Genomic DNA, 25746 nt, shown 5'->3' on the forward strand with positions numbered 1-25746 from the left:
AAGGGAGCGAACAGACATGGCACATAAAAAGGGCGCGTCCAGCTCTCGTAACGGTCGCGATTCCGCCGCCCAGCGACTGGGCGTCAAGCGCTTCGGCGGCCAGGTCGTCAAGGCCGGCGAGATCCTCGTCCGTCAGCGCGGCACGCACTTCCACCCGGGCGTGAACGTCGGTCGCGGTGGCGACGACACCCTGTTCGCCACGGCCGCCGGCTCGGTGCTCTTCGGCTCCAAGCGTGGTCGCAAGACGGTCAACATCGTCCCGGTCGAGGCTTAACCTTTTCCCACGAGGTGTGAAGCTGCCACGAGGTTTCGCCTCGTGGCAGCTTTTCTTTTTCCCTGGCGACAGGGAAGCGGTTCCCGGGGCGAGCGAAGCGACGGGGACTTGGTTTTTGTGAGGGAGAGGACGTCAGATGGCACCCCGGTTCGTTGACCGTGTGGTGATCCACGCGCGCGCCGGTAACGGCGGCAATGGCTGTGCATCGGTACATCGGGAGAAGTTCAAGCCGCTAGGTGGGCCGGACGGCGGCAACGGCGGTAAGGGCGGCAGCATCGTGCTGGTCGTCGACCCGCAGGTGCACACCTTGCTGGACTTCCACTTCCGCCCGCACGTCGATGCCCCCTCCGGCAAGCCCGGCGCGGGTAGCAACCGCGACGGTGCCGCGGGCGCCGATCTCGAGGTGCACGTGCCCGACGGCACGGTCGTGCTCGACGACCAGGGCCGCATGCTGGCCGACCTCGTGGGTGCCGGTACCCGCTTCGAGGCCGCCGCCGGTGGCCGCGGCGGGCTGGGCAACGCCGCACTGGCCTCGCGGGCACGCAAGGCGCCCGGTTTCGCGCTGTTGGGGGAGAAGGGTGAGATCCGGGATCTCACCCTCGAACTCAAGACCGTCGCCGATGTGGGCCTGGTCGGTTTCCCGTCGGCCGGTAAATCCTCTCTGGTGTCGGCCATTTCGGCTGCCAAGCCGAAGATCGCGGACTACCCGTTCACCACGCTGGTGCCCAACCTGGGTGTGGTCTCGGCGGGCGACAACACTTTTACCGTCGCCGACGTCCCGGGCCTGATCCCCGGCGCTTCGGAGGGCCGCGGCCTGGGCCTGGACTTCCTGCGGCACATCGAACGCTGCGCCGTGCTGGTGCATGTGGTGGACTGCGCGACCCTCGAGCCGGGCCGGGATCCGATCTCCGACATCGAGGCACTCGAGGCCGAGCTGGCTGCGTATACGCCCACGCTGCAAGGGGATTCGACCCTCGGCGACCTGGCCGAGCGTCCCCGCGCGGTGCTGCTCAACAAGATCGACGTGCCCGACGCCCGCGAACTCGCCGATTTCGTGAAGGAAGAAGTCGCCGCCAAGTACGGCTGGCCGGTCTACGAAATCTCGACCGTCAGCCGAGATGGTCTGCGCCCGTTGACCTTCGCGCTGTGGGACATGGTCGCGGCGTACCGTGCCGCACAACCTGTGGTGGCACCGCGCCGGCCGATCATCCGGCCCGTCGCCGTCAACGAAACCGGCTTCACCGTCGAATCGGACGGCTCCGGCGGCTTCATCGTGCGCGGTACCCGGCCGGAACGCTGGATCGCCCAGACGGCCTTCGACAACGACGAGGCGGTCGGTTATCTCGGTGACCGCCTGGCCCGCCTGGGCGTCGAGGACGAACTGCTCAAGAAGGGTGCCCGCGCAGGCTGCGCGGTGACCATCGGCGACGTCACCTTCGACTGGGAGCCGCAGACGCCCGCTGGTGTCGACATGCAGATGTCCGGGCGCGGCACCGACATTCGGCTGGAGCAGACCGACCGCATCGGGGCCGCGGAACGCAAGGCGGCCCGCAAGGAACGCCGTCGGTCAGCGGAGGATGCCGAGGACGAGCTGTGACGCACAGTTCCGCCACGGTCTCGGCGCATCGCGAAGCCGTGCGTACCGCGCGCAGCGTCGTCGTCAAGATCGGGACCACGGCGCTCACCGCACCCAACGGCATGTTCGACGCCGGCCGGCTGGCCACGCTGGCCGATGCCATCGAGAAGCGGATGAAGGCCGGTTCGGACGTCGTGATCGTGTCGTCGGGCGCCATCGCCGCGGGCATCGAGCCGCTCGGCCTGAACCGGCGCCCGACGGACCTTGCCACCAAGCAGGCCGCGGCCAGCGTCGGCCAGGTGGCCCTGGTCAACGCGTGGAGCGCGGCGTTCGGCCGGTACGACCGTACCGTCGGGCAGGTGCTGCTCACCGCCCACGACATCGCCCAGCGCGCGCAGCACAACAACGCGCAGCGCACACTGGACCGGCTGCGCGCGTTGCACGCGGTGGCGATCGTGAACGAGAACGACACCGTGGCCACCAACGAGATTCGGTTCGGCGACAACGACCGGCTGTCGGCGCTGGTGGCCCAGCTGGTGGGGGCCGATGCGCTGATCCTGCTGAGCGACATCGACGGGCTGTATGACTCCGACCCTCGCAAGGGCAACGCGCGCTTCATCCCCGAGGTCGCCGCGTCGGGCGACCTCGACGGCGTGTCCGCCACCGGGGGCAGTCACCTGGGCACGGGCGGCATGGCGTCGAAGCTGTCGTCCGCGCTGCTGGCCGCTGACGCCGGTGTACCCGTCCTGCTGGCGGCCGCCAGCGACGCGGCGGCCGCGCTGACCGACGCCACGGTGGGAACGGTGTTCGCCGCCCGCCCAGAGCGCATGTCGGCGCGCCGGTTCTGGGTGCGCTACGCGGCGGAGACGACGGGGACCCTGACCCTGGACGCCGGCGCGGTGCGGGCTGTCGTCGGGCAGAGAAAATCGTTGTTGCCCGCCGGTATCACCGCGGTCTCGGGCCGCTTCCACGGCGGCGACGTCGTCGAGCTGCACGGCCCGGACGGCAACGCCGTGGCACGGGGCGTCGTCGCGTACGACGATTCCGAGCTCGCGGGCATAATCGGCCGGTCCACCCCCGAACTACCCGTCGAACTGCGCCGGCCCGCGGTACATGCGGACGACCTCGTAGCAATTTGACGTCGACTTTGTGTGTATTTGGCTAGAATCGACGCCTCGTTCGATGTTTTCCCTGCTGGAGAAGGCCCACCCAATAATTTAGGGTTATGCTGCCTTCTACAACCCACGCAGCAAACAGAATTGAGGGGGCGATGGCGAGACAGTCCGTGCTGGCGGTCGGCGCGCATCCCGATGACATCGAACTGGGCTGCGGCGGTGCGCTGGCAAAGCATGTAGCGGCCGGAGACCGGGTCACCATGTTGGTGGTGACCCGCGGCGAGGAGGGGCCGGGCGACTCGCAGGAGCGCGTGCGCGAGCAACTCCGCGCGGTCGAGGTGCTCGGCGTCCACGAACTGCTGTGGGGCCAGGGTTTCGGCGACTGCCGTGTTTCGCTGCAGGAGTTCGAGCTGGTCCACCTGATCGAAGACGCCATCGAAAAATCTGCTGCCACAATCGTTTACACACACACGGCCAATGACAGTCACCAGGACCACCGGGTGGTTTCCCGCTGTACCCTCGGTGCCGCCCGGTGGGTGTCGTCGATCATGACGTACGGCGGGCCGTCGGCCATCGGCTTCAATCCGACGGCGTTTGTCGACATCTCCGACTCTCTGGACAAGAAGATCGAAGCCCTGATGTCGCACGTGTCGCAGGCCGAGGCCAGCGAGAAGGTCAGTGCCTCCTGGGTGCGCAGTTCCGCTGAGCACTATGGCTTCCTGTGCCGCCGCACGTTCGCCGAAGGATTCGAGCCGGCCCGACTGGTCGTCGATTTCTGACCCTGTGTCGACCTTTCTCATAGTCGGGGCCGGTCCGACGGGGCTGGGCGCTGCCGTCCGGCTGACCGAACTCGGCATCGATCACCTGGTGATCGATGCCGGCGATCAGGTCGGCGGCATGGCCACATCGGTCCGTGACGCATACGGTTTCACCTGGGATCTTGGCGGCCACGTGCTGCACAGCCACTTCCCGGAATTCGACCGCGCGGTCGATGCCTCGGGCGTCAAGATGAACGACGTCGCCCGCAACGGCTGGGTGTGGCTCGACGGCAGTGGGCCGCAGAGCCTGGTGCCGACGCCCATCCAGCAGCAACTCGCCGAGATGCCCACCGACCTGTACCCGGACGCCCCGCTGCACAACCTCGCCGACTATTACCGGAACAATTTCGGTGGCAAACTTTTTGACGAGTTTTTCGGGCCCTACAACTACAAGATGTGGACGGCCCCACTCGAGCACATCGACCACGAATGGACGTCGTTGCGCAGCGGCAGCGCCGCGCCGAACGTGCCGCGCCTCGGTTTGGCCGGTTCGGCGCCGGTGCCCGCGGGCAGTTTTCCGTATCCGATCGGCGGCACCGGTGCGCTGTGGCAGGGCGTGCACGACCAGATGCTGGTGCCGGGGACGGTGCGGTTGGGCACCCGCGTAGTCGACGTCGATGTGGCCCGTCGGACCGCCACGCTGGACGACGGATCGACCGTCACGTACGACCACTGCGTCAGCTCGGCGCCGCTGACCACGGCCTGGGGCTGGCTCGGCGGCGCCGGCGCAGCCGGGACGGCCGAGCGAAACACCTTGTGCGCCAGTCGTATCTACGCGGTCGGTTTGGGCTACCGCGGTCCGGCGCCGGAAGCGCTGGCCGACAAGACCTGGCTCTACTGTCCCGACCTGGGCGTGCCGTGGTACCGGGCCACGATGCTCAACAACTACGACCCCGCCAACGCCGGCGACGGCCGCTGGAACGTGCTGTGCGAGGTGCCGCTGCTACCCGGGCAAACACTGACCGCCGACGACGCGGTGCGGCGCACCGAGGAATCACTGCGGGCACTGGGGGCCGAATCGGAGTACGTGGTGAGCCGGTTCGTGCAGGAGGTGCCGATGGGCTATCCGGTGCCGACCCTGGGCCGTGACGACATCGTGCGGACGGTCGACGAACGGCTGCGCGCGCACGGCTTCTACAGCCGTGGGCGGTTCGGTGGGTGGCGCTACGAGTCGTCGAACCAGGACTACGGCTACATGCAGGGCCGGGAAGCCGTGGACAACGCGTTGTCCGGTACGCCCGAGGACGTCTATTGGCATCCCGACAGGTTCTGAGCCGATAGCTCGCCGGCCAGCAGCGCGAGAATTTCCGAACAGCCACTGTCGATCTTGACCGTGGCCAGGTCGTCGCCGCGGGTGGGCCCGCGGTTGATGATCGCGACGGGCTTTCCGGCGGCGGCCGCGTGCCGGACGAACCGGTAGCCCGAGTACACCGTCAGTGACGAGCCCGCGACCACCAGCGCGTCGGCGTCGTCGACCAGGGCGTACGCCTGTTTCACCCGGTCCTTGGGCACGCTGTCACCGAAGTACACGATGTCGGGTTTGAGAATGCCGCCGCAGCGCGGGCAGTCCAGATACCGGAATGTCGCGGTGTCCTCGACCGTCGCGTCGGCGTCGGGTGCGACACCGATACTGCCGACCTCGGCGCGTTCGGCGAACCCGGGATTGAGCCGCTCCAGCTCGACGGCCAGCGCGGCGCGCGTCATGGTGTGCCCGCAGCTCAGGCACACGACCTGTGCGTAGGTGCCGTGCAGGTTCACCACGGTCCGAGAGCCGGCCTTGGTGTGCAGCAGGTCGACGTTCTGGGTGATGACGCCCGTCACCAGCCCCGCTCGTTCCATGGCGGCCACGGCACGGTGGCCGGCATTGGGCCGGCGGACGGCCATGTGCCGCCAGCCGATGTGGTTGCGGGCCCAGTACCGCTGCCGGAACGCCGGCCCCGACAGGAACTGCTGGATGGTCATCGGATTGCTCGGCGGCGAATCCGGCCCGCGATAGTCCGGGATGCCCGAGTCGGTGGAGATACCGGCGCCGGTCAGCACGGCGAGACGTCGGTCGGTCAGCAGATTGACCAGTTCAGGAGCCTGCACGTCATCGAGGGTAGGCCGTCTGCGGTGTGACGCGACGGGACGATGCGACAATCGAGACGTGGACTTCTATTCCGCCTACCGGCACGGATTCGTCCGCGTGGCCGCGTGCACGCACCACACCGCGCTCGCGGACCCGGCGACCAACGCCGCGTCGGTGCTGCGCCTGGCCCGGGAGTGTCACGACGACGCCGTCGCCCTGGCGGTGTTCCCCGAACTGACCCTGTCCGGGTACTCGATCGAGGACATCCTGCTGTCGGACACGCTGCTGGAGTCGGTGACCGAGGCGCTGGCCTCGATCGTCGCGGCGTCCGCCGACTTGCTGCCGGTTCTGGTGGTGGGTGCGCCGCTGCGGTACCGGCACCGCATCTACAACACCGCCGTCGTCATCCACCGCGGCTCGATCCTCGGCGTCGTGCCCAAGTCGTATCTGCCGACCTACCGCGAGTTCTATGAATCGCGTCAGGTCGCGGCCGGTGATGATGTGGCGGGCACCATGCGCCTGGGTGGCGTCGACGTGCCGTTCGGCCCCGACCTGTTGTTCGCCGCCGGCGATCTACCGAACTTCGTGCTGCACGTGGAGATCTGCGAGGACATGTGGGTGCCGGTGCCGCCGAGTGCGACGGCCGCGCTGGCCGGTGCGACGGTGCTGGCGAATCTGTCGGGCAGTCCGATCACCATCGGCCGGGCCGACGACCGCAAGCTGCTGGCCCGGTCGGCGTCGTCGCGATGCCTGGCGGCATACGTCTACGCGGCTGCGGGGGAGGGCGAGTCGACGACCGACCTGGCCTGGGACGGCCAGACCATGATCTACGAAAACGGTGTGCTGCTGGCCGAATCCGAGCGCTTCCCGCGCGGAGAGCGACGCTCGGTCGCCGACGTCGATACCGAGCTGCTGGCCGCCGAGCGACTGCGGATGGGCACGTTCGACGACAACCGGCGCGCCTTCGCCGACCGGACCTCGGGCTTCCGGCGCATCGGGTTCACGCTTTCGCCGCCGTCGGGTGACATCGGCCTGCGCCGCGAGATCGAGCGGTTTCCGTTCGTGCCGGCGGATCCAGCTCGGCTGCAACAGGATTGCTACGAGGCGTACAACATCCAGGTGTCCGGCCTGGAGCAGCGCCTGCGGGCGCTGAACTTCCCGACCGTGGTGATCGGGGTGTCCGGTGGGCTCGATTCCACGCATGCGCTGATCGTCGCGGCCAAGGCGATGGACCGCGAGGGCCGGCCGCGCAGCGATATCCTGGCCTTCACCATGCCGGGTTTCGCGACCGGCGACCACACCAAGAACAACGCGACCGCACTCGCGAAGGCACTCGGAGTTACGTTCTCCGAGTTGGACATTCGGGACACCGCCCGACTGATGCTGGCCGAGATGGGGCACCCGTTCGCCCGGGGTGAGGCCGTGTACGACGTGACGTTCGAGAACGTGCAGGCCGGCCTGCGGACCGACTTCCTGTTCCGGCTGGCCAACCAGCGCGGCGGCATCGTGCTCGGCACCGGCGACCTGTCCGAGCTCGGCCTGGGCTGGTCCACCTATGGTGTCGGGGACCAGATGTCGCACTACAACGTCAACGGCGGGGTGCCGAAAACCCTGATCCAGCACCTGATCCGGTGGGTGATCTCCTCGGGCCAGTTCAATGCCGACGTCAACGACGTGTTGCAGTCGGTGCTGGACACCGAGATCACCCCGGAACTTGTTCCCGCGGCCGACGGTGAGGCCGTGCAGAGCAGTCAGGCCAAGGTGGGACCGTATGCGCTGCAGGACTTTTCGCTCTTCCAGGTGCTGCGGTACGGCTTCCGGCCGTCGAAGATCGCGTTCCTGTCCTGGCATGCCTGGCGCGACGCCGACGCCGGTGACTGGCCGGCCGGCTTCCCGGACGACGAGCACGTGGCCTATTCGCTGGCCGACATCCGGCACTGGCTGAAAGTCTTCGTTCAGCGGTTCTACTCGTTCAGCCAGTTCAAGCGGTCGGCGCTGCCGAACGGCCCGAAGGTGTCGGCCGGCGGCGCGTTGTCGCCGCGCGGGGACTGGCGGGCACCGTCGGACATGTCGGCGCGCATCTGGCTCGACGAGATCGACCGCAACGTGCCGGAGGCCTGAGCCGGCCGGAGTGGGCGACCCTGCAGAAAACCTACTATCGGTATGTTTTCCTGCAAAAGCGTCAATTATCCGAGCGCTCCTGAGCTAACTTCCAGATAGTTGTTGCCAACTGTCGGGGAGGTAGTGATGTCTGCAGCACGCCATGTCGGTCGCGTTGGAGGATTGGCCGTCGCCCTCGGAGTGGGGTCGGTCATCGTCGGTGGGGGCGTGGCCTACGCCGACACGGGCACTTCGGGTACGACGGGCGTCTCCCACGGCACGTCGAGCAGCGCGCCGCCGGCCCGTCAGGACAAGGCGGCGCGGGCCGAGAAGCCCAAGGTGCCCAAAGTCCCCAAGGCCGCCAAGAATCCGAAGGCGCCCAAGGCGAAACCGCCCAAGACCGCTGACGCGAACGGCGGATCCCAGCACCCCGCCGCGGCGCTGACGGCCGTCGCGCCGAAGCCGAAAGCCGAAGTCTCCGCGCCGGCCGAGGGAGTCTCTGCGCCCACCGTCCAGGCGGCGGGTGTCGCTTCGTCTCTGGTTCAGGCCGTGCCGACGGCAACCAAGCCGAGCGTCGGCTCGACACCCACCGGCCCGGTGCAGGCGCCGGGGGTGTGGGTGCTGCTGGCGGCGGCTCGTCGTGAGCTGGGTATCGACCGGACCCTGGGCGTCACCTCGACGTCGGCGGTCAAGCCGTCAACCCCGGTCGGTCCGTCGGCTCCGGTCGGCCTGACCGCCACGGCTCCGGCCTCGACGCTCGCCGTCCCCGGCCCCGTCGTCGAATTCGACGACGGCATCATCCACGGCTCGATCGGCACGCCGCTGAGCGGTCCCGTCAGCTACAGCGTCCTCGGCGGCTCGCCCGGCAAGGTGCGGATGCTCACGACCGGCGATTTCACCTATCTGCCGAACTACGCCGACGTCACCTCGGGCACCCCCGAGCAGTTCAAGGTGCGGGTGACCCAGCAGACGCCGTTCGTCACCGCGCTCAAGCAGATTCCGCTGATCGGTTCGATGGTGCCGAACGTGCTGGTGAACCTGCGCCAGATTCCCGGTGTCAGTGGACTTTTGGCGCCGCTCATCGGGGCGTCGGTCGTGGTCCCCGTCGATATCAACCTCGCCCAGCTGGTGCCGGCGGGAACGCCGGTCGCGTACACCTACAAGATCGCGTCGTTCGACGGCACGCCCATCAGCGTCAACTTCTTCCCGGCAATGGGATTGGGCAAAGGTGAAGTCGCCCCGACCGTGCTGTACGGCCCCGGCATGACGCGTGCCGGCGAAACGAACCCGTACGCAACCGGTTTCGTGGGCATCGGCACGTTCCGGTCCGCCGATTACAACGTCGTCACCTGGGACCCGCGCGGTGAGTACGCCTCGGGTGGGCTGCTGCAGCTGGACAATCCGCACTTCGAGGGCAAGGACGTGTCGTCCATCATCAGCTGGATGGCTGATCAGCCCGGCGTGCAACTCGATGACGCCGCGACCCTCGACCCGCGGCTGGGCATGGTCGGGGTGTCCTACGGCGGCGGGATTCAGCTCGTGGCGGCCGCCGGTGACAAGCGCATCGACGCGATCGTGCCCGGACTCGCCTGGAACTCGCTGAACGATGCCCTGTACCCGCACGGCGCGTTCAAGACCGCCTGGGCGTCGCTGCTGATGCTCGGTCTCGTGCAGACCGGCGCACGGATCAATCCGCAGATCTACGGCGGCATCATTCTCGGTGACCTGCTGGGCATCCTCACCCAGAGTCAGCGGGATGTGTTGACCAGCAGTGGTCCCGGCGCTCTGGTCGACGACATCACCGTCCCGACCCTGATCATCCAGGGCACGGTCGACGACCTCATCACGCTCGACCAGGCGAACACCAACGTCGAGATGCTCACCGACAACGTCGACGCGAACGGTAACCCCGTGCCGGTGAAGATGATCTGGTTCTGCGGCGGGCACGGCGTCTGCCTCGATCCGGTGAGCCCCATCCAGAACCAGCTGCTGACGAGTGAGACGCTCAATTGGCTGGACCGCTATGTCAAGGGCAACACCGCGACCGACACCGGGCCGACGTTCCAGTGGGTCGACCAGGATGGGCAGTTCTACGCGTCCGACGTGATGCCGACCGATCCCAGTTTCCACGGCACCCCGATCAACTCGACCAGTGCCGGCGGCTTCATGCCGATCCTGCCGATCGCCGGCGGGTCGGGCCCGCTCGGAAACCCACTGGGACTGGAGAATTCACTGCCGATCCCGACCAAGGCACAGAACGCCATCAACATCCCGCTCACCCTCCCCACGGGGACCACGCAGCTGGTCGGGGCACCGACAGTGACGGTCAACTACTCCGGGCTCGGAACCAGTCGGTTCGTCTACGCCCAGATCGTCGACAACAGCACCGGCCGTGTCGTCGGCAATGTGGTGACACTCATACCGGTGACGCTGGATGGGCAGTCGCGCCACGTGACCGTCGACCTGGAGGACATCGCCTACACCGCAGGACCGGGGGACTCGCTGACCCTGCAGCTCGTCGCCTCGACCACGCCGTACCAGAGCTTCACGTCGGCCGGCGTCATCAACGTGTCCTCGGTTGCGGTGTCGCTGCCGACGGTCGGCACCAGCGTGGTGGCAGTCAACAGCGCGCCGCCGGTGGCCGCGTAGTCGCATTTCCCGGCCTCAGAACGGTGGCGAGCTGTCACCGTCGATGAGGCGTTGGGCGAGTTGGAGTTTGGCTTCGGCGGTCGGTGCGGACTCCATCAGCTCGGCCCAGTTGAGTGTGCGTTCGTGCCGGATGCGTCGGGTGCGGTCTGCTGCTCGGGTGCGGCGGCGGGTGGGCATCATGAGGTCGCGGCCGGGTTGGTCGCTGGGGGTCGCCGTGGCCGGTGGCGGTGGCGGTACTGAAGGGAAGTGTTTGTCGGGGAACAGGATTCGGCTACCGGGCACGGTGGTGTAGGTGTGTCCGGTGGGTGCGGTCCAGACGATGGTGCCGTCGGGGTGTTGGCGGGTGTGCCATCCGGTCGCGCCGCTGTAGAACGTCTTGATCAGGTGGTGTTTGCGGCATTTCGGAGTGAGGTTGCCCGGGTGGGTCGCGCCGGCCGGCCATGCAACGGTGTGGTCGAGGTCGGCGTCGACGGCGGGCTGGTCGCATCCGGGGTGCATGCAGGTGATGTCGCGCATCCGTACGTAGTGGTCGAGCGCGATCGACGGCCGGTACTGCGGTTGCCCGGCGGCCGGAACCTGGGGTGTGGTCACTGTTTTCACGGTGGCGCCGCGGGCCGCGAGGTCGGATAGGAGGACGGCGCGGATTACGGGTCCACCGAGCAGGAATCCGACCGCCGTCTGGTCGGAGACAGGCTCGGGCTCAGGCAGAGGCGCGAGTGCCTCGGCGACCGGGGTGTCTGCCGTCACCGGCGGTTTGGACTCCGGCGCGTCGAGCAGTGGATCGCTGACCGGTTGTGGCGCAGCGCCAGTCAGGGCATGAATGACGACTGCTGCGGCGCGCGGATCGGTACCGGCCGCGGGGCAGTCGGGATTGCCGCAGTGGCAGGGCAGTCGATCGCCTCGGACGGCCAGGATGCCCAACGCGTCGGCGCGGCGCTGGGCGAGGCTGCGGGGATCGTCGTCGCAGACCTCGTAGGCCATGGCGGTGAGGGTGCGCTTGAGCAGTTCGGCGTCGGTGGCCAGTAACAGACCCCAGACAGACGTGACGCCTGCGGGGTCACCCGGCTTGCCGAACTCGACATCGCGACCGCGGACGGCGTTACGGGTACGACGCACCGCGGCCGGGTCGAACTTCTCGATCCAGCTGTCGATCTGCCGGATCGTGTCAGCTTTCGACAATGGACCCCATTCGCGCGCGCTTCCGGCCATGGCGATGTCGATGAGGGTGAGCGTGGCCGGGTCCTGGACGTGTTCGGTGTGCCAGCAGATCTGGGTTACCAGCTGTAGGGGCAAATCTCCGGCGGCCAGGAGGGCGCCGACTTCGGGGAGGCGGTCGCGCAGGGCCAAAGCGAGCTGCATCTGGCTGGCGGCTTGCCAGCGGTTGATGGTCAGCGCGGCGCCGATCTCGGCGGCAGCGGCATCCCAGCCGTCGCACGCCCACAGGTCGCGGTCCTCGTGGTCGGTGCAGCGGCGGTGAGTCAGTTCGGCGATGGCGGCCAGGCGGCGGGCCGCGTGCTGGGCTTCGGTGCGGGTAGCGCTGGTCATCATGTCGACCAGGGCGCCGTCGTCGGCTCCCTTGGTTTCGATGATCAGCGATTCGTACATATGTTCGATTTTAGCGATCTCTACTGCTTCAAGCTTTCTGGCAGACACAGATTGTGGATGAATTGCGTTCTGTGGATAACTTGCCGGCGCAGAGTCGCTCAGGCGACGGCCAGCACGTTCGGTTCGTCGAGATCGTCGTCGGTGTGGCGCTGCGACCGCGCGGCCGCATGCACCACCAACGCGAAGGCGACGGTGATCGGGATGACCGGGCCGTCCATGCCGCCGGCGAGGACGGCGTCGGCCGTGGTGAAGGCGGGCGGCACGATCTGCGCGTACAGGCTCGCGGCGGTCGGCGCGGCGGCGAAACCCCACATGAGCCAGCGCCACTGCCGTTCGCGTGCGGTGTCGCCGGCAGCGCGCGCACGGACCATGCCACGCACGGCGACCGCGAGGGTGAGCCAGGCGGGTACCAGGTGAAAAAGTGCGAGGCTGTGGGGGATCGGCGCGGGTAGCCCGAGCACCAGGGCGGTGTAGGTCAGTGAGCCGGCGATCGCCAAAAGCAGTGCAGCGCCGTACGTCCACCTCGGGGCGCAACGAACGCCGGCAGCCGGCGTCGGCTGCTGGGTCAGCATGAACGCGAACACCGCACTGCCGGGCGCGGCGACGCCGAGGATGACGGAACCCACGCCGATGTTGGTCAGCAGATCGTGCTGGGGGATCAGCGGCTGTATCCCGATCCAGATCACCCGAAGCAACGGCGCTGTCATCATGAGGGCGATGCCGTAGATCATCCAGGCCTGGTGCGTGACCACGTCGCGGCGGCGGATCGCGTAGACCGCATACCAACCGCTGCCGAGCGTGCCGATTGCCAAGGCGCGCAACTGCGTTTCGAACGCCGGCCCGATGAAATGCTGGGCAGGCGGCGTGAGGTACAGGAATACCAACGCGGTCAGCATGCTGACAGACATCAGCGCGAGATAGCTGCGGCCGATCCACCGGTGGGCGGCCGGCCATCGCGCGCGCACCCGTGCCGAAAACTGAAACAGCCCGAGCGCCAAAGCAATTCCGGCCAGGGTGGTGTGCACAATGAGAACCATTCGATGCTCGGCGTAGGCGCCGTGGCGCACCGATTCGACCGACCCGTCACCGAGGGCGTAGCCGTCGCCGTTGATTGCGGTGTTGACGGCGTCCTGCCAGCGCGACAAGCCGGGCGCGAAAAGTGGCCAGGTGTAGTTGAGCGCGAGCGGCACGTAGAAGGCGGCGATGGCGACCGTGAGCACGAAGAATCGCCGTGACACCGCGATTCGTTTGTGGCCGTCCATTTGAACGTCAGATTCTATGGCCACCCAGGGCTAACCTGCAGTATTTGCTGAGTCGGGACTGACGCATGGGTTTCGTTCGGTAGCGCGCTCACCCGGCGCGTGCGGGCGGCCCGCTCAGGAAGCCGCCCGCCATGATTGATCGATGCGGTCGAAGGCGATGGGCAGAGTGATCGGTCCGCTCAAGCCCACCAGGGGTTTCCACGGCACCGGTCCGGTCACGCGGGCGCCGCGCATGCGCTGGGTCATCAAGGCGAGCGCTTCGGCGAGCTCCATCTTGGCCAGGTGCACGCCGAGGCAGTAGTGCATCCCGGCGCCGAAGGTCTGCATCGCCGGGGCGCCGGCACGGGTGATGTCGAGGCGGTCGGGATCGTCGTACACGGCGGGGTCGCGGTTGGCCGCGCCGGTGTTCACCTGCATGAAAGTTCCTGCTGGGATGAGCATCCCGGCAAGTTCGACATCCTCACGGGCCATCCGCAGCGAGCTGATCACGATAGGGGAGTGCCGCATGGTCTCTTCGACGGCGCGGTCGGCCAGGTCGGGATGTGCGCCCAGCAGGGCCCACTGGTCGGGGTGCTCGCACAGCACCTGCACCGAAGCGGCGACCTGGTTGCGGGTGGTGTCGGTACCGGCGGCGAGCAGACCGGTGGAGAGCATCCGCAGTTCGTCGGCACTGAGCCGGTCGCCGTCCTCCTCGGCGCGGATGAGATCCGAGAGGAGGTCGTCGGTGAGGTGGTCGTGACGCCGGGCGACCATGTCATCGATGTAATCGTCCAGGGCCTGCCAGGCGGTCAGGATCGCGGCTTCGTGCTCGGCGACGTTCCAGTCGAATGCCTGCATGAAGTCGTCGACCCAGACAGACAGCTGTTCCCAGTCGTCGGCGGGTGCGCCGAGCAGGGCGCAGATGACCGGGGTGGGGTATTGCCGCGCGATGTCGGTCACCACATCGCAGTGGCCGCGCGCCACCTGGCGGTCGATCAGGTCGCTGACGACGTCGACGACCGTCGTGCGCAGGCGTTCGATGGCGCGGCGGCTGAAGGCCGTCGCAATCAGTCGACGCAAGCGGGTGTGCTCCGGGCCGTCGATACTGATGATCGACGAGCTGACCCGGTCCCACACCGGACCCGAGGTGATGCCCTGAGCGACGAGGAACATGCCCTGCGGAATCCGGAATCTGGGGTCCCGCAGCACCTCGTGCGCCAGGTCGTAGGTCAGCACCTCCGGGCCGTGCGGCCCCATGGCGACCGGCGACTGCGCACGCGCCGCCCGGAGGATCGCCTGTGCCTCGTCGGGGCCCTGCGCGCTCGAGTAGTCGATGGCCGGAAGTTCGACGTCGAAGACACTCGGCATACCGGCTGCGGTGGTCATGTATCGACTATCCGGCGTCGCGGCCGGCACATCATCCGCTAAGTGGCGTATATCTGCGCGTCAGTTATGCCCGCCGCCCGCCACCGCGTCCTCGATGGTCTCGTCGTACGGTCCGCAGTTCCCCGCACCGGGAACCAGGGTGGCCAGCGCGCCGGCCGTCACGGCCCGCAGGAGGGCATGCTGCGGGTCCGTCTGCCAGCCGGCGGCCAAAACCCCGGCGAACACGTCACCGGCACCGGTGGTGTCGAGTGCCTCGACCTCGGGCGCCGCGACGTGCGTCTCGCCGTCGGGAGTTCGATGCAGGGCGCCGCGGGCGCCCTGGGTGACCACGACATGTGCGACGGGCCAGTGCCACCCGGCGGCTTCGGTTTCGTTGACGATCACCACGTCGGTGACGGCGGCCAAGTCGGCCAGCAGGCGCGGATCGGTGCCGGGAGGAGAGGCGTTGAGCATGACGGTCGCGCCGCTCTCCTTGGCCAGCCGTGCCGCGGCCAACGCGGTGGACGGCGGGATCTCCAGTTGCAGCAACAGCACGTCGCAGGCGGCGACCACCCCACGAATATGCGGTGAACCCAGGGTCAGGTGGGCGTTGGCGCCCGGTGCCACCACGATCATGTTCTCGGCGTTGCCGCCGACCATGATCGCTGCCGTGCCACTGGGTGCCGGAAGCTCGACGACCCCGTCCAGGCCGACACCGTTGTCCTGCAGGTGCTTTCGCAATGCCGTCCCGGTGGCGTCGGTCCCGAGTGCGGCGACCAGCTGGACGTCGGCGCCCGCGCGGGCCGCGGCGACGGCCTGATTGCCGCCTTTGCCGCCCGGCTCCGAATGCAGCGACGACGCCAGCACGGTCTCTCCGGGTTCTGGAAGGTCGGCCAGGCCGAACACCAGGTCCATGTTGACGCTGCCCACGACAGTGATCCGAGTCACCCGGCCACGGTAGCCCCGACAGGCCTGAACCGCGGATACCTCGTTACCCTGGGTTAATGAGTGTGCACGCAGCTACGGACACCGATCTTCGCCAGCAGGTGCATGACGCCGCCCGGCGGGCCCGGGTCGCATCCCGTGCGCTGGCCACACTGACCACTCAAGCCAAGAACCGCGCGCTGCATGCGGCCGCGGATGCCGTGCTGGCTGCCGCCGACGTGGTGCTCGCCGCCAATTCCGAGGACATCGAGACGGCGCGCGCCGCCGGTACCGCCGAGGCGATGATCGACCGGCTGGCCCTGAACCCGCAGCGACTCGACGGCATCGCTGCCGGATTGCGGCAGGTCGCCGGGCTACCGGATCCGGTCGGTAAGGTCCTGCGCGGCAGCACGCTGCCCAACGGCCTGCAGATCCGTCAGCAGCGGGTGCCGCTGGGTGTCGTCGGCATGGTCTACGAGAGCCGTCCCAACGTGACGGTCGACGCGTTCGGGCTGGCGCTGAAGTCGGGTAACGCGGCGCTGCTGCGCGGCAGCTCGTCGGCGGCTCGGTCCAACGAGGCCCTGGTGACCGCGCTGCGGGCGGCGCTGGCTGCCGAGGGGCTGCCCGAGGACGCGGTACAGCTGCTGCCCAGCGAGGACCGCGCCAGCGTCACCCACCTGATCCAGGCCCGCGGTCTGGTCGACGTGGTGATCCCGCGCGGCGGCGCCGGCCTGATCGATGCCGTGGTGCGCGACGCCACCGTGCCGACCATCGAGACGGGCGTCGGCAACTGCCACGTCTACGTTCACGAGGCGGCCGATCTCGACATGGCCGAGAGCATCCTGCTCAACTCCAAGATCCGCCGCCCCAGCGTGTGCAACTCGGCAGAGACCCTTTTGGTCGACCGGGCCATCGCCGACGTCGCGCTGCCCCGGCTGGTGACTGCCCTGCAGGACGCCGGGGTGACGGTGCACCTGGACCCGAGTGAGGACGAGCTGCGGGCCGAGTTCCTGTCGCTGGACATCGCGGTTGCCGTCGTCGACGGTGTCGACGGCGCCATCGCGCACGTCAACGAATACGGCACCGGGCACACCGAATCCATCGTCACTACCAATCTTGCTGCGGCCCAGCGGTTCTCCGAACAGGTGGACGCCGCCGCGGTGATGGTCAACGCGTCGACGGCCTTCACCGACGGCGAGCAGTTCGGCTTCGGCGCCGAGATCGGTATCTCGACCCAGAAACTGCACGCCCGCGGCCCGATGGGGCTGCCGGAACTGACATCCACCAAATGGATCGTGTGGGGCGACGGCCAGACCCGGCCCGTGTAAGAGGAGAAGAACTTGAGTACACCCGCTCGTTCCGTGCCGCTGTTCGCGGACATCGATGACGTCGCCAAGCGACTCGCAGAGACCGGATACCTGCCCGATACCGCAACGGCCACAGCGGTTTTCCTGGCCGACCGGCTGGGCAAGCCGCTGCTGATCGAAGGACCGGCGGGTGTCGGTAAGACCGAACTGGCCCGGGCCATCGCCCAGTGCACCGGTTCGGAGTTGGTGCGGCTGCAGTGCTACGAGGGTGTCGACGAGGCCCGCGCGCTGTACGAGTGGAACCACGCCAAGCAGATTCTGCGGATTCAGTCCGGCCAGCAGTCCGGCGACTGGGACCAGACCAAGATGGACGTGTTCAGCGAGGAGTTTCTGCTGAGCCGCCCGCTGCTGACGGCCATCCGGCGCACCGAACCCACCGTGCTGCTGATCGACGAGACCGACAAGGCCGACATCGAGATCGAGGGTCTGCTGCTGGAGATCCTGTCGGACTTCGCCGTCACCGTGCCCGAACTGGGCACCATCAAGGCCCAGCAGACGCCGCTGGTGGTGCTGACCTCGAACGCCACCCGCGAACTCTCCGAGGCGCTCAAGCGTCGCTGCCTGTTCCTGCACATCGACTTCCCCGACCCCGACCTGGAACGGCGCATCCTGCTGTCCCGGGTGCCCGAGCTGCCGGAGAAGATCGCCGACGAGCTGGTGCGGATCATCGGCGTGCTGCGCGGCATGCAGCTCAAGAAGTTGCCGTCGGTCGCCGAGACCATCGACTGGGGCCGCACCGTGCTGGCGCTGGGCATGGACACCCTCGACGACGCGATGATCGCTGCCACGCTGGGCGTGGTGCTCAAGCACCAGTCCGATCAGGTGCGCGCCGCCGGCGAGCTGAAACTGAACTAGGACTCGCCATGACTGGACGGACACCCGCGCAACCGCTTGCCCCGCAAGGCATTCCGGGCCACCTCGTGGGATTCGTCGAGGCCCTGCGGAAGGTGGGCATCAACGTCGGGCCGTCGGAGACGGTCGACGCCGGCCGGGTGATGGCCACCCTGGGGCTGGGTGACCGCATGGTGCTGCGCGAGGGCCTGGCATGCGCGGTGTTGCGCCGGCCCGACCATCGCGAGACGTACAACGCGCTGTTCGACCTGTGGTTCCCCGCGGCGATGGGGGACCGAGCCGTGTTGGAACTCGACGACGAAGACGACCCGGAGAACCGGCCCGACCGGATCCCGCCCGAGGACGTCGAGGGCATGCGGTCGGCACTCATCGACCTGCTGTCCGACGCCGACATGGCCAACCTCGACGATCGCCTGATGGCGATGATCGCGCAGATCGTCGACGCCTACGGCAAGTACAACTCCAGCCGCGGCCCGTCGTACTCGTCGTACCAGGCGCTCAAAGCCATGGGCCTCGACCAGCTCGAAGGCAAACTGCTCGCCGGACTGCTGGCGCCCTACGGCGACGAGCCGACGCCCACCCAGGAACAGATTGCCAAAGCGATTGCCGCCAAGCGCATTTCGCAGTTGCGGCACATGGTCGAATCGGAGACCAAGCGGCGCACGGCCGAGCAGATCGGCCGCGATCACGTGCAGACCTACGGCATCCCGCAACTCGCCGAGAATGTCGAATTCCTCAGGGCATCAGGCGAACAACTGCGCCAGATGCGCAATGTCGTTGCGCCCCTGGCCCGTACGCTGGCCACCCGGCTGGCCGCGCGCCGGCGTCGTTCGCACGCCGGTCAGATCGACCTGCGCAAGACGCTGCGCAAGTCGATGTCCACGGGCGGCGTGCCCATCGATGTCGTCCTCAAGAAACCGCACCCGGCCCGTCCCGAGCTCGTGGTGCTGTGCGACGTCTCCGGCTCTGTCGCGGGCTTCAGCCACTTCACCCTGATGCTGGTGCACGCGCTGCGCCAGCAGTTCTCCCGGGTGCGGGTCTTCGCCTTCATCGACACGACCGACGAGGTCACCGAGCTGTTCGGGCCGGACGCCGACCTGGCCGTCGCGGTACAGAAGATCACCCGCGAGGCGGCCGTCTACACCCGTGACGGGCACTCCGACTACGGCCACGCCTTCGTCTCGTTCATGGACAAGTGGCCCAATGCGCTCTCGCCGCGCACGGCCCTGCTGGTGCTCGGCGACGGCCGCAACAACTACCGCAATCCCCAGGCCGACCTGCTGGCCCACATGGTCAGTGCGAGCCGGCACGCGCACTGGCTCAACCCCGAGCCCAAGCACCTGTGGGGCAGCGGCGACTCGGCGACCGCCAAGTATCAGGACGTCATCACCATGCACGAATGCCGGTCCGCCAAGCAGCTCGCGTCGGTGATCGACAACCTGCTGCCGGTCTAGCCTGCGAGGTCCTGCCCCCGAGTTGGCTCCGAACACTGCCGTAAGCTGGCCAATCGTGACTCGACGCAGGCTGGGAGTGATGGGTGGGACGTTCGACCCCATCCACCATGGACACCTCGTCGCGGCCAGTGAAGTGGCTGACCTGTTCGAACTCGACGAAGTGGTGTTCGTCCCCACCGGGCAGCCCTGGCAGAAGCGGGACCGACACGTCACCGCCGCCGAGGACCGGTATCTGATGACGGTCATCGCGACGGCCGCCAATCCGCGGTTCTCGGTCAGCCGCGTCGACATCGATCGCGGCGGCCCCACCTACACCAAGGACACCTTGCGGGATCTGGCCCGCCAAAATCCCGACACCGACCTGTTCTTCATCACCGGCGCCGACGCGCTGGCCTCGATCCTGTCCTGGCAGAACTGGGAGGAGCTGTTTTCCACGGCCCGGTTCATCGGGGTCAGCCGGCCCGGCTACGAGCTCGACGGCAAGCACATCGAGGAAGCCCAGAAAGAACTGCCGCCCGACGCCCTGACACTGGTCGAGGTGCCCGCGCTGGCCATCTCGTCGAGCGACTGCCGTCGCCGCGCCCAGGCCAACCGGCCCATCTGGTACCTGGTGCCCGACGGTGTCGTCCAATACGTATCCAAACGTGGGCTCTATCAGGCCACGGACAAGCAGGAGAGTTCATGACTGCCACGCAAGAAGCCCTCAGCATGGCGACGGTCGCCGCCCGTGCGGCGGCCGCCAAGCTCGGCGAGAACATCAGCGTCATCGACGTCTCGGATCAGTTGGTCATCACCGACTACTTCGTCATCGCCTCGGCGTCCAACGACCGCCAGGTCAACGCCATCGTCGACGAGGTCGAGGAGAAGATGCGCTGGGCGGGCCACAAGCCGGCCCGTCGCGAAGGCGCCCGCGAGGGCCGCTGGGTGCTGCTCGACTACGTCGACATCGTGGTGCACATCCAGCACCAGGAAGAGCGCGAGTACTACGCGCTGGACCGGCTGTGGCGGGACTGCCCGGCCGTCGAGGTCGACCTGGATGGGGAGCTGCCGGTGAACCCTGACGGTGACGACGCGTCCGACGAGGACGGCGAGTGAGGAACCGCCGCCTCCTGCTGCTGCGTCACGGTCAGACGGAGTACAACGCCACCAGCCGGATGCAGGGCCAGCTCGACACCGACCTCAGTGATCTGGGCCGGGCGCAGGCGGTGGCGGCGGCCGAGGTGCTGGCCAAGCGTCAGCCCCTGGTGATCGTGTCGTCCGACCTGCGCCGGGCTCTCGACACCGCGACGACGCTGGGGGACCAGGCCGGGATGCCGGTGTCGATCGACGAACGGCTGCGCGAGACGCACCTGGGGGACTGGCAGGGCCTGACCCATCACGAGGTCGACGCCATCGCGCCCGGGGCGCGGCTGGCCTGGCGTGACGATGCCCGCTGGGCACCGCACAACGGCGAGAGCCGGGTGGACGTGGCGAACCGCAGCCTTCCGGTGGTGTCCGAGCAGATTCGCAATCTGCCCGAATGGGGTGTTGACGAGGTCGACCGCCCCGTCGTGCTCGTCGCGCACGGCGGGCTGATCGCCGCCCTGACCGCCGCCCTGCTCGAGCTGCCGGTGGACAACTGGCCGATACTCGGGGGCATGGGCAACGCCAGCTGGGTGCAGCTGTCCGGGCACAGCGCCGGACTGGCGGACGACGACCCCGTCAAGTGGCGTCTGGATGTGTGGAACGCCTCGGCTCAGGTGGCCAACGATGTCCTCTGAGACACCGACTACTCCGAAGAAGCCCGTTCTCCTCGTCTTCTGCGACTCGCTGTCCTACTACGGACCGACCGGCGGCCTGCCGTCGGACGATCCGCGCATCTGGCCCAACATCGTTGCCTCGCAACTCGGTTGGGACCTGGAACTGATCGGCCGTATCGGCTGGACGTGCCGCGACGTGTGGTGGGCCGCGACGCAGGACCCACGGTCATGGGCGGCGCTGCCGAAGGCCGGCGCGGTGATCTTCGCTACCTGCGGCATGGACTCGCTGCCGTCGCCGCTCCCGACGGCGCTGCGGGAACTGATCCGCTACGTGCGGCCGCCGTGGCTGCGCCGCATCGTGCGGGACGGCTACGGCTGGCTGCAGCCACGGCTGTCCCCGCTCGCCCGGCCCGCGCTGCCGGCACACCTGACGGTCGAATATCTCGAAGAGACCCGCGGGGCAATCGATTTCAACCGTCCCGGCATTCCATTCGTGGCGACCATCCCGTCGGTGCACATCGCGGAGACCTATGGCAGCTCGCACCGGTGGCGTGACGCCACGGTCTCGGCGATCACCGACTGGGCTGACCAGAAGCAGATTCCGGTCGTCGACCTCAAGGCCGCCGTCGGTGACGAGGTGATGTCGGGCCGGGCGAACCCGGACGGTATCCACTGGAACTTCGAGGCGCACCGTGCCGTCGCCGAACTCATGCTCAAGGGACTGGCCGAGGCCGGTGTGGTGTCGCAGCGGACTGACGACTAGCGATGACAGTGGTGGTGGTCACCGACTCGTCGGCGCGGCTTGATCCAGATGAGTTGAAGCGCTGGGACATCCGGGTCGTGCCGCTGCATGTCCTGCAGGACGGCATGGATTACCAGGACGGGGTCGACCCGATTCCGCAGGACATCCAGGACCGGTCGCACGTATCCACCTCGGGCGCGGCGCCCGCGGACCTGACCGACATCTATAAGCAGGCGCTGGCCGACAGTGGCGGCGACGGCGTGGTCGCGGTGCATCTTTCGGCAGGTCTGTCGAGCACGTTCAGTGCCGCCGCAGCCGTCGGACGCGAGCTGGGTTCCGCTGTGCGCGTGGTTAATTCACGGTCGGCGGCGATGGGCGTCGGATTCGTGGCCCTGGCCGCGGCTCGAGCCGCAGCGGCCGGCGCGGACCTCGATGCTGTTGAGGCGCAGGCGCGTTCGGAGTCCGGCAAGCAACACGGATTCATCGTCGTGCACCGGCTGGACAACCTGCGTCGCAGTGGCCGCATCGGCACGGCGGCATCCTGGCTCGGCACCGCGTTGTCGCTGAAGCCGTTGCTGCAGTTGGACATCGATGGCCGCCTCGTGCTGGACCAACGGATCCGGACCGTCGCCAAGGCACACGCTGCGATGATCGAGCGGGTGGTCGCGCTGGTCGGCGACCGGCCCGCGTCGATTGCCGTGCACCATGTCGACAATCACGACGATGCCGCCCAGATCGGTGCCGCGCTGACTTCCCTTCTGCCCCAGGTCGAATCGCTCGTGGTGACCGATATGGGGCCGGTGCTGGCGGTGCACGTCGGCTCCGGCGCCGTCGGCGTGATCGTCAACACCGCGGAGTAGCGCCCGCCCGGTGCTCGTTTCCTTGGCCCGGTGCGTACATGCCCGGACCGGTAACGCCCACCTACGCAGATCAGGGGCCGCGGCGCGGCTCCGCTTTCGAGTACCCGTCTACTCGCGCCCTGGCGTCGCTGTGGTTGCACTCTGAAATCCCCAGCGGCAATCCATCGCCGCGAACCCCTTTGAAAGGTGACGATGATGAGCCACACCGTGAACCTCGGCTGGACCCACGCCCTGACCGTACATGCGCCGACCATGCCCCGGTGGGTGGTCAATGCCGAACATGTCATCGGTGACGCGGTGCACCGGTTGACAGACGAGCACCCCGCGACCCCCGTCTACGACACGCACCTGGACTTCATCGAGGATGCGCTGATGGCGCGCGAAATGTACCGGCTGTGAACGCTTTTGGGCTATCCGGCGAACCGTCCCGTGACCGGCGGCAGATCCTTGAGCGTCAGGATGCCCGGCGCCGCGGCCACCACCGCGGGTACTGCATTGGTCACCGGCAGCGCCGTGTAGATCATGCCGAGGCCGTTGAGGCTGACCTCGCTCCAGTCCTTCGACGGGAGGCAGTAGACGACGGTGCGCATGTTGGGCACGCCGAACACCTGGATGACGTGACCGTGTGCGACGGGCTTGGGTGGGGTGACGTGGTTGCCCATGATCCAGTTGAAGCCGACGCTGACGACGTTCTTGTCCCCGGCCCAGCCGCGGTGATACCCGTAGACGCTGGCGACGGTGCCTTTCGGAATCTGCATGAACCCCAAATCGGAGTCTTCGGTGGCGGGAGTGAAGGTGACGTCGAAGGTGATCCGGTCCAGGTGGGCGCCGATGGCGTCGGCCATCATCGCGGCTGACTCGGCGAACACTTCGCTTTCCAGCCGCACACTCTCGGCCAGGCCCGGCGTCTCGGGGTCCTTGCCGAATCCCATGGCGGCCATGGTGCCCGCCGATTCGTAGACGCCGCAGTCGACCGATTCGGTGATGCGGATCTCGTCGACGCTCTCGCACGCGCTCGACAGCACCATGCCCATCATGTTCGTCAGACCGGGATGGGCGCCGCTGCCGAAGATCGTGGAATTGCCTGCCTCGCAGGCCTTCTGGATGCGCGCCAGGTCCTCCGGAGACTGCTTGCCACCGGTGATCCAGGCCGCGCTGGAACAGACGTTGATGCCGGACTCCAGCAGGCGCACCAGCTCGTCGACACTGGGCCAGATCGGGTTGTAGCAGCAGGCGTCCGGCTTGAGGGCAACGAGTTCTTCGATGTCGTTGGTGGCCTTGATGCCCGTGGGCTCGGACCAGCCGGCCAGCTCGGCCGCGTCCACCCCGACCTTGTCGACGCCGTAGGCGTAGACGCCGACCAGCTCCATGTCGTCACGGGCGATGATGGCGTGCAGGGACCGCTTGCCGATGTTGCCGGTGGTCCACTGGATGACGCGGAGCGGGCGGTCGGTGGTCATGGAGGCCTCCTCGTTGGGGCGGTGCGCTTTCACTAGACACTATGCCGCAGGTGTCTACCCGGCTTCCGGCGTCCCGGTGTCCGGGCGATTCATCACATGGATGTCAAAAAGCTGGGTCGGACCCCTGACCGCGGCGGCTGGCGTGCCCTGGGCAGGGACAAGATAGCCCGATCTCCCAAGGGCCGCAGACGTGCGGCGAGTTAATGCACCAGGTGCCGAGGGTAAGTGGTCGCCGGATGAAACCCCCTGACAACGTAAGCGGCATTATGTTAGTGTGATCGCTGCGTATGATCCAGAGCACATCCGATGCGGGTTGTGACACCGGCTGACGCTGGCGACAAATCCGGTGACACAACGTGTTTGGGTCTAGCAACGGCGATGAAGAAGCAGAGAAAGTGTTCTCGTCTACATAGTTCGAATTATGAAACTACGCGTGGGTCCGGCGACGTGCATGCCGAACGTTCCCGTCGTCGGTCGCCGCTCGAAGTTTCTGTGGAATGCGAGCCAAGTGATCGAGACCGAACTCGGCATCTCCTGATGCAGTGGTGAGCATGGTGCAAAGCCTGTCGTCACGAAACGAACATGGGCCATCTAGCTCGAATATGACTGAGGTGCAGGAGTTTTGAGGAAATCGTTGATCGACCTGCGACGGCTACCGGCCATGGCCGGCGCAGTGTTGCTCGTTACCGCAGGGCTGGCCTTCGGAGCCGGCGCAGCGCAGGCGGCCGGCGTCGAGACGCTGATGGTGCCCTCGGCCGCGATGGGCCGGGACATCCCGGTGTCGTTCCAGGCCGGCGGTCCGCACGCGGTCTATCTCCTCGATGCCTTCAACGCCGGCCCGGATGTCAGCAACTGGGTCACCGCCGGCAACGCCATGGGCACGATGGCGGGTAAGGGCATCTCGGTGGTCGCACCCGCCGGCGGCGCGTTCAGCTTCTACACCAACTGGGAGCAGGACGGCAGCAAGCAGTGGGAGACCTTCCTGAGCCAGGAGCTGCCCGACTACCTGGCCGCCACCAAGGGCCTGGCCCCGAACGGCCACGGCGTCGTCGGTGCGGCCCAGGGCGGCACCGCCGCGTTGGCCCTGGCCGAGTTCCACCCGGACAGGTTCCGCTTCGCGGGCTCGCTGTCGGGCTTCCTGACGCCGTCGTCGACGACGTTCAACGGCGCCATCACCGCCGGCATGCGTGAATTCGGCGGCGTGGACACCTACGGCATGTGGGGCGCCCCCCAGCTGGGCCGCTGGAAGTGGCACGACCCGGATGTGCACGTGAGCCTGCTGAACCAGAACAACACCCGGATCTGGGTGTTCAGCCCGTCGACGGTCACCTGCAGCGACCCGGCGGCCATGATCGGTTACTGCGACCAGGCGCAGGGCAGCAACCGCGCCTTCTACGCGCATTACCGGAGCGTGGGCGGCCACAACGGGCACTTCGACTTCCCGGACGGCCCCCAGCACGACTGGGGCAGCTGGAGCGGTCAGCTCGGCGCCATGTCGGGCGAACTAGTCAGCGTTATCAAATAGGTTTTGGTGGAA

At 67.7% G+C, this 25746-nt stretch carries 23 protein-coding genes; 17 read left to right on the forward strand and 6 right to left on the reverse strand.

The window, feature by feature from the left end:
• The first annotated feature begins 16 nt into the window (after nucleotides 1-16).
• The 5 genes from rpmA (at nucleotide 17) to QRN63_RS06015 (ending at nucleotide 5056) form a co-directional block, all read left to right on the forward strand.
• On the forward strand, nucleotides 17-274 hold the full coding sequence (rpmA, locus tag QRN63_RS05995; RefSeq protein WP_020102180.1) for a 50S ribosomal protein L27: 258 nt from the start codon (nucleotides 17-19) through the stop codon (nucleotides 272-274).
• A gap of 136 nt (nucleotides 275-410) precedes the next feature.
• Nucleotides 411-1871, forward strand: a complete 1461-nt coding sequence (gene obgE / locus QRN63_RS06000; RefSeq protein WP_267319280.1) for a GTPase ObgE — start codon at nucleotides 411-413, stop codon at nucleotides 1869-1871.
• A complete protein-coding gene (proB, locus tag QRN63_RS06005; protein WP_267319279.1) occupies nucleotides 1868-2989 on the forward strand; it encodes a glutamate 5-kinase in 1122 nt (373 codons plus the stop codon). The genes obgE and proB overlap by 4 nt, the downstream gene beginning before the upstream one ends.
• A gap of 131 nt (nucleotides 2990-3120) precedes the next feature.
• Nucleotides 3121-3744 carry a PIG-L deacetylase family protein gene (locus tag QRN63_RS06010; RefSeq protein WP_043394250.1) on the forward strand — a complete coding sequence of 208 codons (624 nt, stop codon included), beginning with the start codon at nucleotides 3121-3123 and terminating at the stop codon, nucleotides 3742-3744.
• A 4-nt stretch (nucleotides 3745-3748) separates the two neighbouring features.
• Nucleotides 3749-5056 (forward strand): protoporphyrinogen/coproporphyrinogen oxidase, encoded by a 1308-nt coding sequence (locus QRN63_RS06015; RefSeq protein ID WP_285029944.1) that lies wholly within the window; start codon nucleotides 3749-3751, stop codon nucleotides 5054-5056.
• Here QRN63_RS06015 and QRN63_RS06020 read toward each other — a convergent pair.
• A complete protein-coding gene (locus QRN63_RS06020; RefSeq protein WP_285029946.1) occupies nucleotides 5032-5871 on the reverse strand; it encodes an NAD-dependent protein deacetylase in 840 nt (279 codons plus the stop codon). The genes QRN63_RS06015 and QRN63_RS06020 overlap by 25 nt on opposite strands.
• A gap of 58 nt (nucleotides 5872-5929) precedes the next feature.
• On the opposite strand from QRN63_RS06020, the gene QRN63_RS06025 reads away from it, so the two are divergent.
• Together QRN63_RS06025 and QRN63_RS06030 are read left to right on the forward strand one after the other, a co-directional pair.
• On the forward strand, nucleotides 5930-7972 hold the full coding sequence (locus QRN63_RS06025) for an NAD(+) synthase (protein WP_285029948.1): 2043 nt from the start codon (nucleotides 5930-5932) through the stop codon (nucleotides 7970-7972).
• A gap of 126 nt (nucleotides 7973-8098) precedes the next feature.
• A complete protein-coding gene (locus QRN63_RS06030; protein ID WP_285029949.1) occupies nucleotides 8099-10600 on the forward strand; it encodes a CocE/NonD family hydrolase in 2502 nt (833 codons plus the stop codon).
• A gap of 15 nt (nucleotides 10601-10615) precedes the next feature.
• On the opposite strand, the gene QRN63_RS06035 is transcribed toward QRN63_RS06030, so the two are convergent.
• The 4 genes from QRN63_RS06035 to QRN63_RS06050 form a co-directional block, all read right to left on the reverse strand.
• Entirely contained in the window at nucleotides 10616-12205 is a 1590-nt protein-coding gene (locus QRN63_RS06035) for an HNH endonuclease signature motif containing protein (RefSeq protein ID WP_285029950.1), read from the reverse strand.
• A 98-nt stretch (nucleotides 12206-12303) separates the two neighbouring features.
• Nucleotides 12304-13467 carry a DUF2306 domain-containing protein gene (locus QRN63_RS06040; protein ID WP_285029951.1) on the reverse strand — a complete coding sequence of 388 codons (1164 nt, stop codon included), beginning with the start codon at nucleotides 13465-13467 and terminating at the stop codon, nucleotides 12304-12306.
• Nucleotides 13468-13581: 114 nt separating this feature from the next.
• Nucleotides 13582-14832, reverse strand: coding sequence for a cytochrome P450 (locus QRN63_RS06045; RefSeq protein ID WP_285029953.1), 1251 nt, complete (start codon nucleotides 14830-14832; stop codon nucleotides 13582-13584).
• A 60-nt stretch (nucleotides 14833-14892) separates the two neighbouring features.
• Nucleotides 14893-15759 (reverse strand): ribokinase, encoded by an 867-nt coding sequence (locus tag QRN63_RS06050; protein WP_285029955.1) that lies wholly within the window; start codon nucleotides 15757-15759, stop codon nucleotides 14893-14895.
• A 56-nt stretch (nucleotides 15760-15815) separates the two neighbouring features.
• On the opposite strand from QRN63_RS06050, the gene QRN63_RS06055 reads away from it, so the two are divergent.
• The 9 genes from QRN63_RS06055 to QRN63_RS06095 all read left to right on the forward strand — a co-directional run bounded on the left by QRN63_RS06055 (nucleotide 15816) and on the right by QRN63_RS06095 (nucleotide 23148).
• Nucleotides 15816-17063, forward strand: coding sequence for a glutamate-5-semialdehyde dehydrogenase (locus QRN63_RS06055; protein WP_285029956.1), 1248 nt, complete (start codon nucleotides 15816-15818; stop codon nucleotides 17061-17063).
• Nucleotides 17064-17075: 12 nt separating this feature from the next.
• On the forward strand, nucleotides 17076-17957 hold the full coding sequence (locus QRN63_RS06060) for an AAA family ATPase (RefSeq protein WP_267319269.1): 882 nt from the start codon (nucleotides 17076-17078) through the stop codon (nucleotides 17955-17957).
• 8 nt (nucleotides 17958-17965) lie between these two features.
• Nucleotides 17966-19408 (forward strand): vWA domain-containing protein, encoded by a 1443-nt coding sequence (locus tag QRN63_RS06065; protein ID WP_267319268.1) that lies wholly within the window; start codon nucleotides 17966-17968, stop codon nucleotides 19406-19408.
• Between the two features lie 52 nt (nucleotides 19409-19460).
• The gene (gene nadD, locus QRN63_RS06070; protein WP_166556114.1) at nucleotides 19461-20093 is read left to right on the forward strand and encodes a nicotinate-nucleotide adenylyltransferase; all 633 of its coding nucleotides are present in this window, start codon (nucleotides 19461-19463) and stop codon (nucleotides 20091-20093) included.
• On the forward strand, nucleotides 20090-20503 hold the full coding sequence (gene rsfS, locus QRN63_RS06075; RefSeq protein ID WP_267319267.1) for a ribosome silencing factor: 414 nt from the start codon (nucleotides 20090-20092) through the stop codon (nucleotides 20501-20503). Before nadD ends, rsfS begins: the two co-directional genes overlap by 4 nt.
• Nucleotides 20500-21168, forward strand: coding sequence for a glucosyl-3-phosphoglycerate phosphatase (gpgP, locus tag QRN63_RS06080; RefSeq protein ID WP_285029957.1), 669 nt, complete (start codon nucleotides 20500-20502; stop codon nucleotides 21166-21168). The genes rsfS and gpgP overlap by 4 nt, the downstream gene beginning before the upstream one ends.
• Nucleotides 21158-21910: a diglucosylglycerate octanoyltransferase gene (octT, locus tag QRN63_RS06085; RefSeq protein WP_285029958.1), complete on the forward strand. Its 753-nt coding sequence runs from the start codon at nucleotides 21158-21160 to the stop codon at nucleotides 21908-21910. Before gpgP ends, octT begins: the two co-directional genes overlap by 11 nt.
• Before the next feature lie 2 nt (nucleotides 21911-21912).
• Nucleotides 21913-22749 carry a DegV family protein gene (locus tag QRN63_RS06090; RefSeq protein ID WP_285029959.1) on the forward strand — a complete coding sequence of 279 codons (837 nt, stop codon included), beginning with the start codon at nucleotides 21913-21915 and terminating at the stop codon, nucleotides 22747-22749.
• Between the two features lie 195 nt (nucleotides 22750-22944).
• Nucleotides 22945-23148, forward strand: coding sequence for a hypothetical protein (locus tag QRN63_RS06095; RefSeq protein WP_267319263.1), 204 nt, complete (start codon nucleotides 22945-22947; stop codon nucleotides 23146-23148).
• A gap of 11 nt (nucleotides 23149-23159) precedes the next feature.
• Here the strand turns inward: QRN63_RS06095 and QRN63_RS06100 are convergent, their stop codons facing one another.
• Nucleotides 23160-24209 carry an NAD(P)H-dependent amine dehydrogenase family protein gene (locus QRN63_RS06100; RefSeq protein WP_285029960.1) on the reverse strand — a complete coding sequence of 350 codons (1050 nt, stop codon included), beginning with the start codon at nucleotides 24207-24209 and terminating at the stop codon, nucleotides 23160-23162.
• Between the two features lie 661 nt (nucleotides 24210-24870).
• Here QRN63_RS06100 and QRN63_RS06105 point away from each other — a divergent pair.
• On the forward strand, nucleotides 24871-25734 hold the full coding sequence (locus tag QRN63_RS06105; RefSeq protein ID WP_285030023.1) for an alpha/beta hydrolase-fold protein: 864 nt from the start codon (nucleotides 24871-24873) through the stop codon (nucleotides 25732-25734).
• The last annotated feature ends 12 nt before the right edge of the window (nucleotides 25735-25746 follow it).

It is taken from the genome of Mycolicibacterium sp. lyk4-40-TYG-92, from assembly GCF_030209435.1.
GTDB lineage: Bacteria > Actinomycetota > Actinomycetes > Mycobacteriales > Mycobacteriaceae > Mycobacterium.

Coding starts and splice junctions, on each gene's coding strand:
- rpmA (WP_020102180.1), top strand. CDS start 17: ATGGCACATAAAAAGGGCGCGTCCAGCTCTCGTAACGGTCGCGATTCC.
- obgE (WP_267319280.1), top strand. CDS start 411: ATGGCACCCCGGTTCGTTGACCGTGTGGTGATCCACGCGCGCGCCGGT.
- QRN63_RS06010 (WP_043394250.1), top strand. CDS start 3,121: ATGGCGAGACAGTCCGTGCTGGCGGTCGGCGCGCATCCCGATGACATC.
- QRN63_RS06030 (WP_285029949.1), top strand. CDS start 8,099: ATGTCTGCAGCACGCCATGTCGGTCGCGTTGGAGGATTGGCCGTCGCC.
- QRN63_RS06035 (WP_285029950.1), bottom strand. CDS start 12,205: ATGTACGAATCGCTGATCATCGAAACCAAGGGAGCCGACGACGGCGCC.
- QRN63_RS06040 (WP_285029951.1), bottom strand. CDS start 13,467: ATGGACGGCCACAAACGAATCGCGGTGTCACGGCGATTCTTCGTGCTC.
- QRN63_RS06045 (WP_285029953.1), bottom strand. CDS start 14,832: ATGACCACCGCAGCCGGTATGCCGAGTGTCTTCGACGTCGAACTTCCG.
- QRN63_RS06055 (WP_285029956.1), top strand. CDS start 15,816: ATGAGTGTGCACGCAGCTACGGACACCGATCTTCGCCAGCAGGTGCAT.
- QRN63_RS06065 (WP_267319268.1), top strand. CDS start 17,966: ATGACTGGACGGACACCCGCGCAACCGCTTGCCCCGCAAGGCATTCCG.
- rsfS (WP_267319267.1), top strand. CDS start 20,090: ATGACTGCCACGCAAGAAGCCCTCAGCATGGCGACGGTCGCCGCCCGT.
- octT (WP_285029958.1), top strand. CDS start 21,158: ATGTCCTCTGAGACACCGACTACTCCGAAGAAGCCCGTTCTCCTCGTC.
- QRN63_RS06090 (WP_285029959.1), top strand. CDS start 21,913: ATGACAGTGGTGGTGGTCACCGACTCGTCGGCGCGGCTTGATCCAGAT.
- QRN63_RS06095 (WP_267319263.1), top strand. CDS start 22,945: ATGAGCCACACCGTGAACCTCGGCTGGACCCACGCCCTGACCGTACAT.
- QRN63_RS06100 (WP_285029960.1), bottom strand. CDS start 24,209: ATGACCACCGACCGCCCGCTCCGCGTCATCCAGTGGACCACCGGCAAC.
- QRN63_RS06105 (WP_285030023.1), top strand. CDS start 24,871: ATGGCCGGCGCAGTGTTGCTCGTTACCGCAGGGCTGGCCTTCGGAGCC.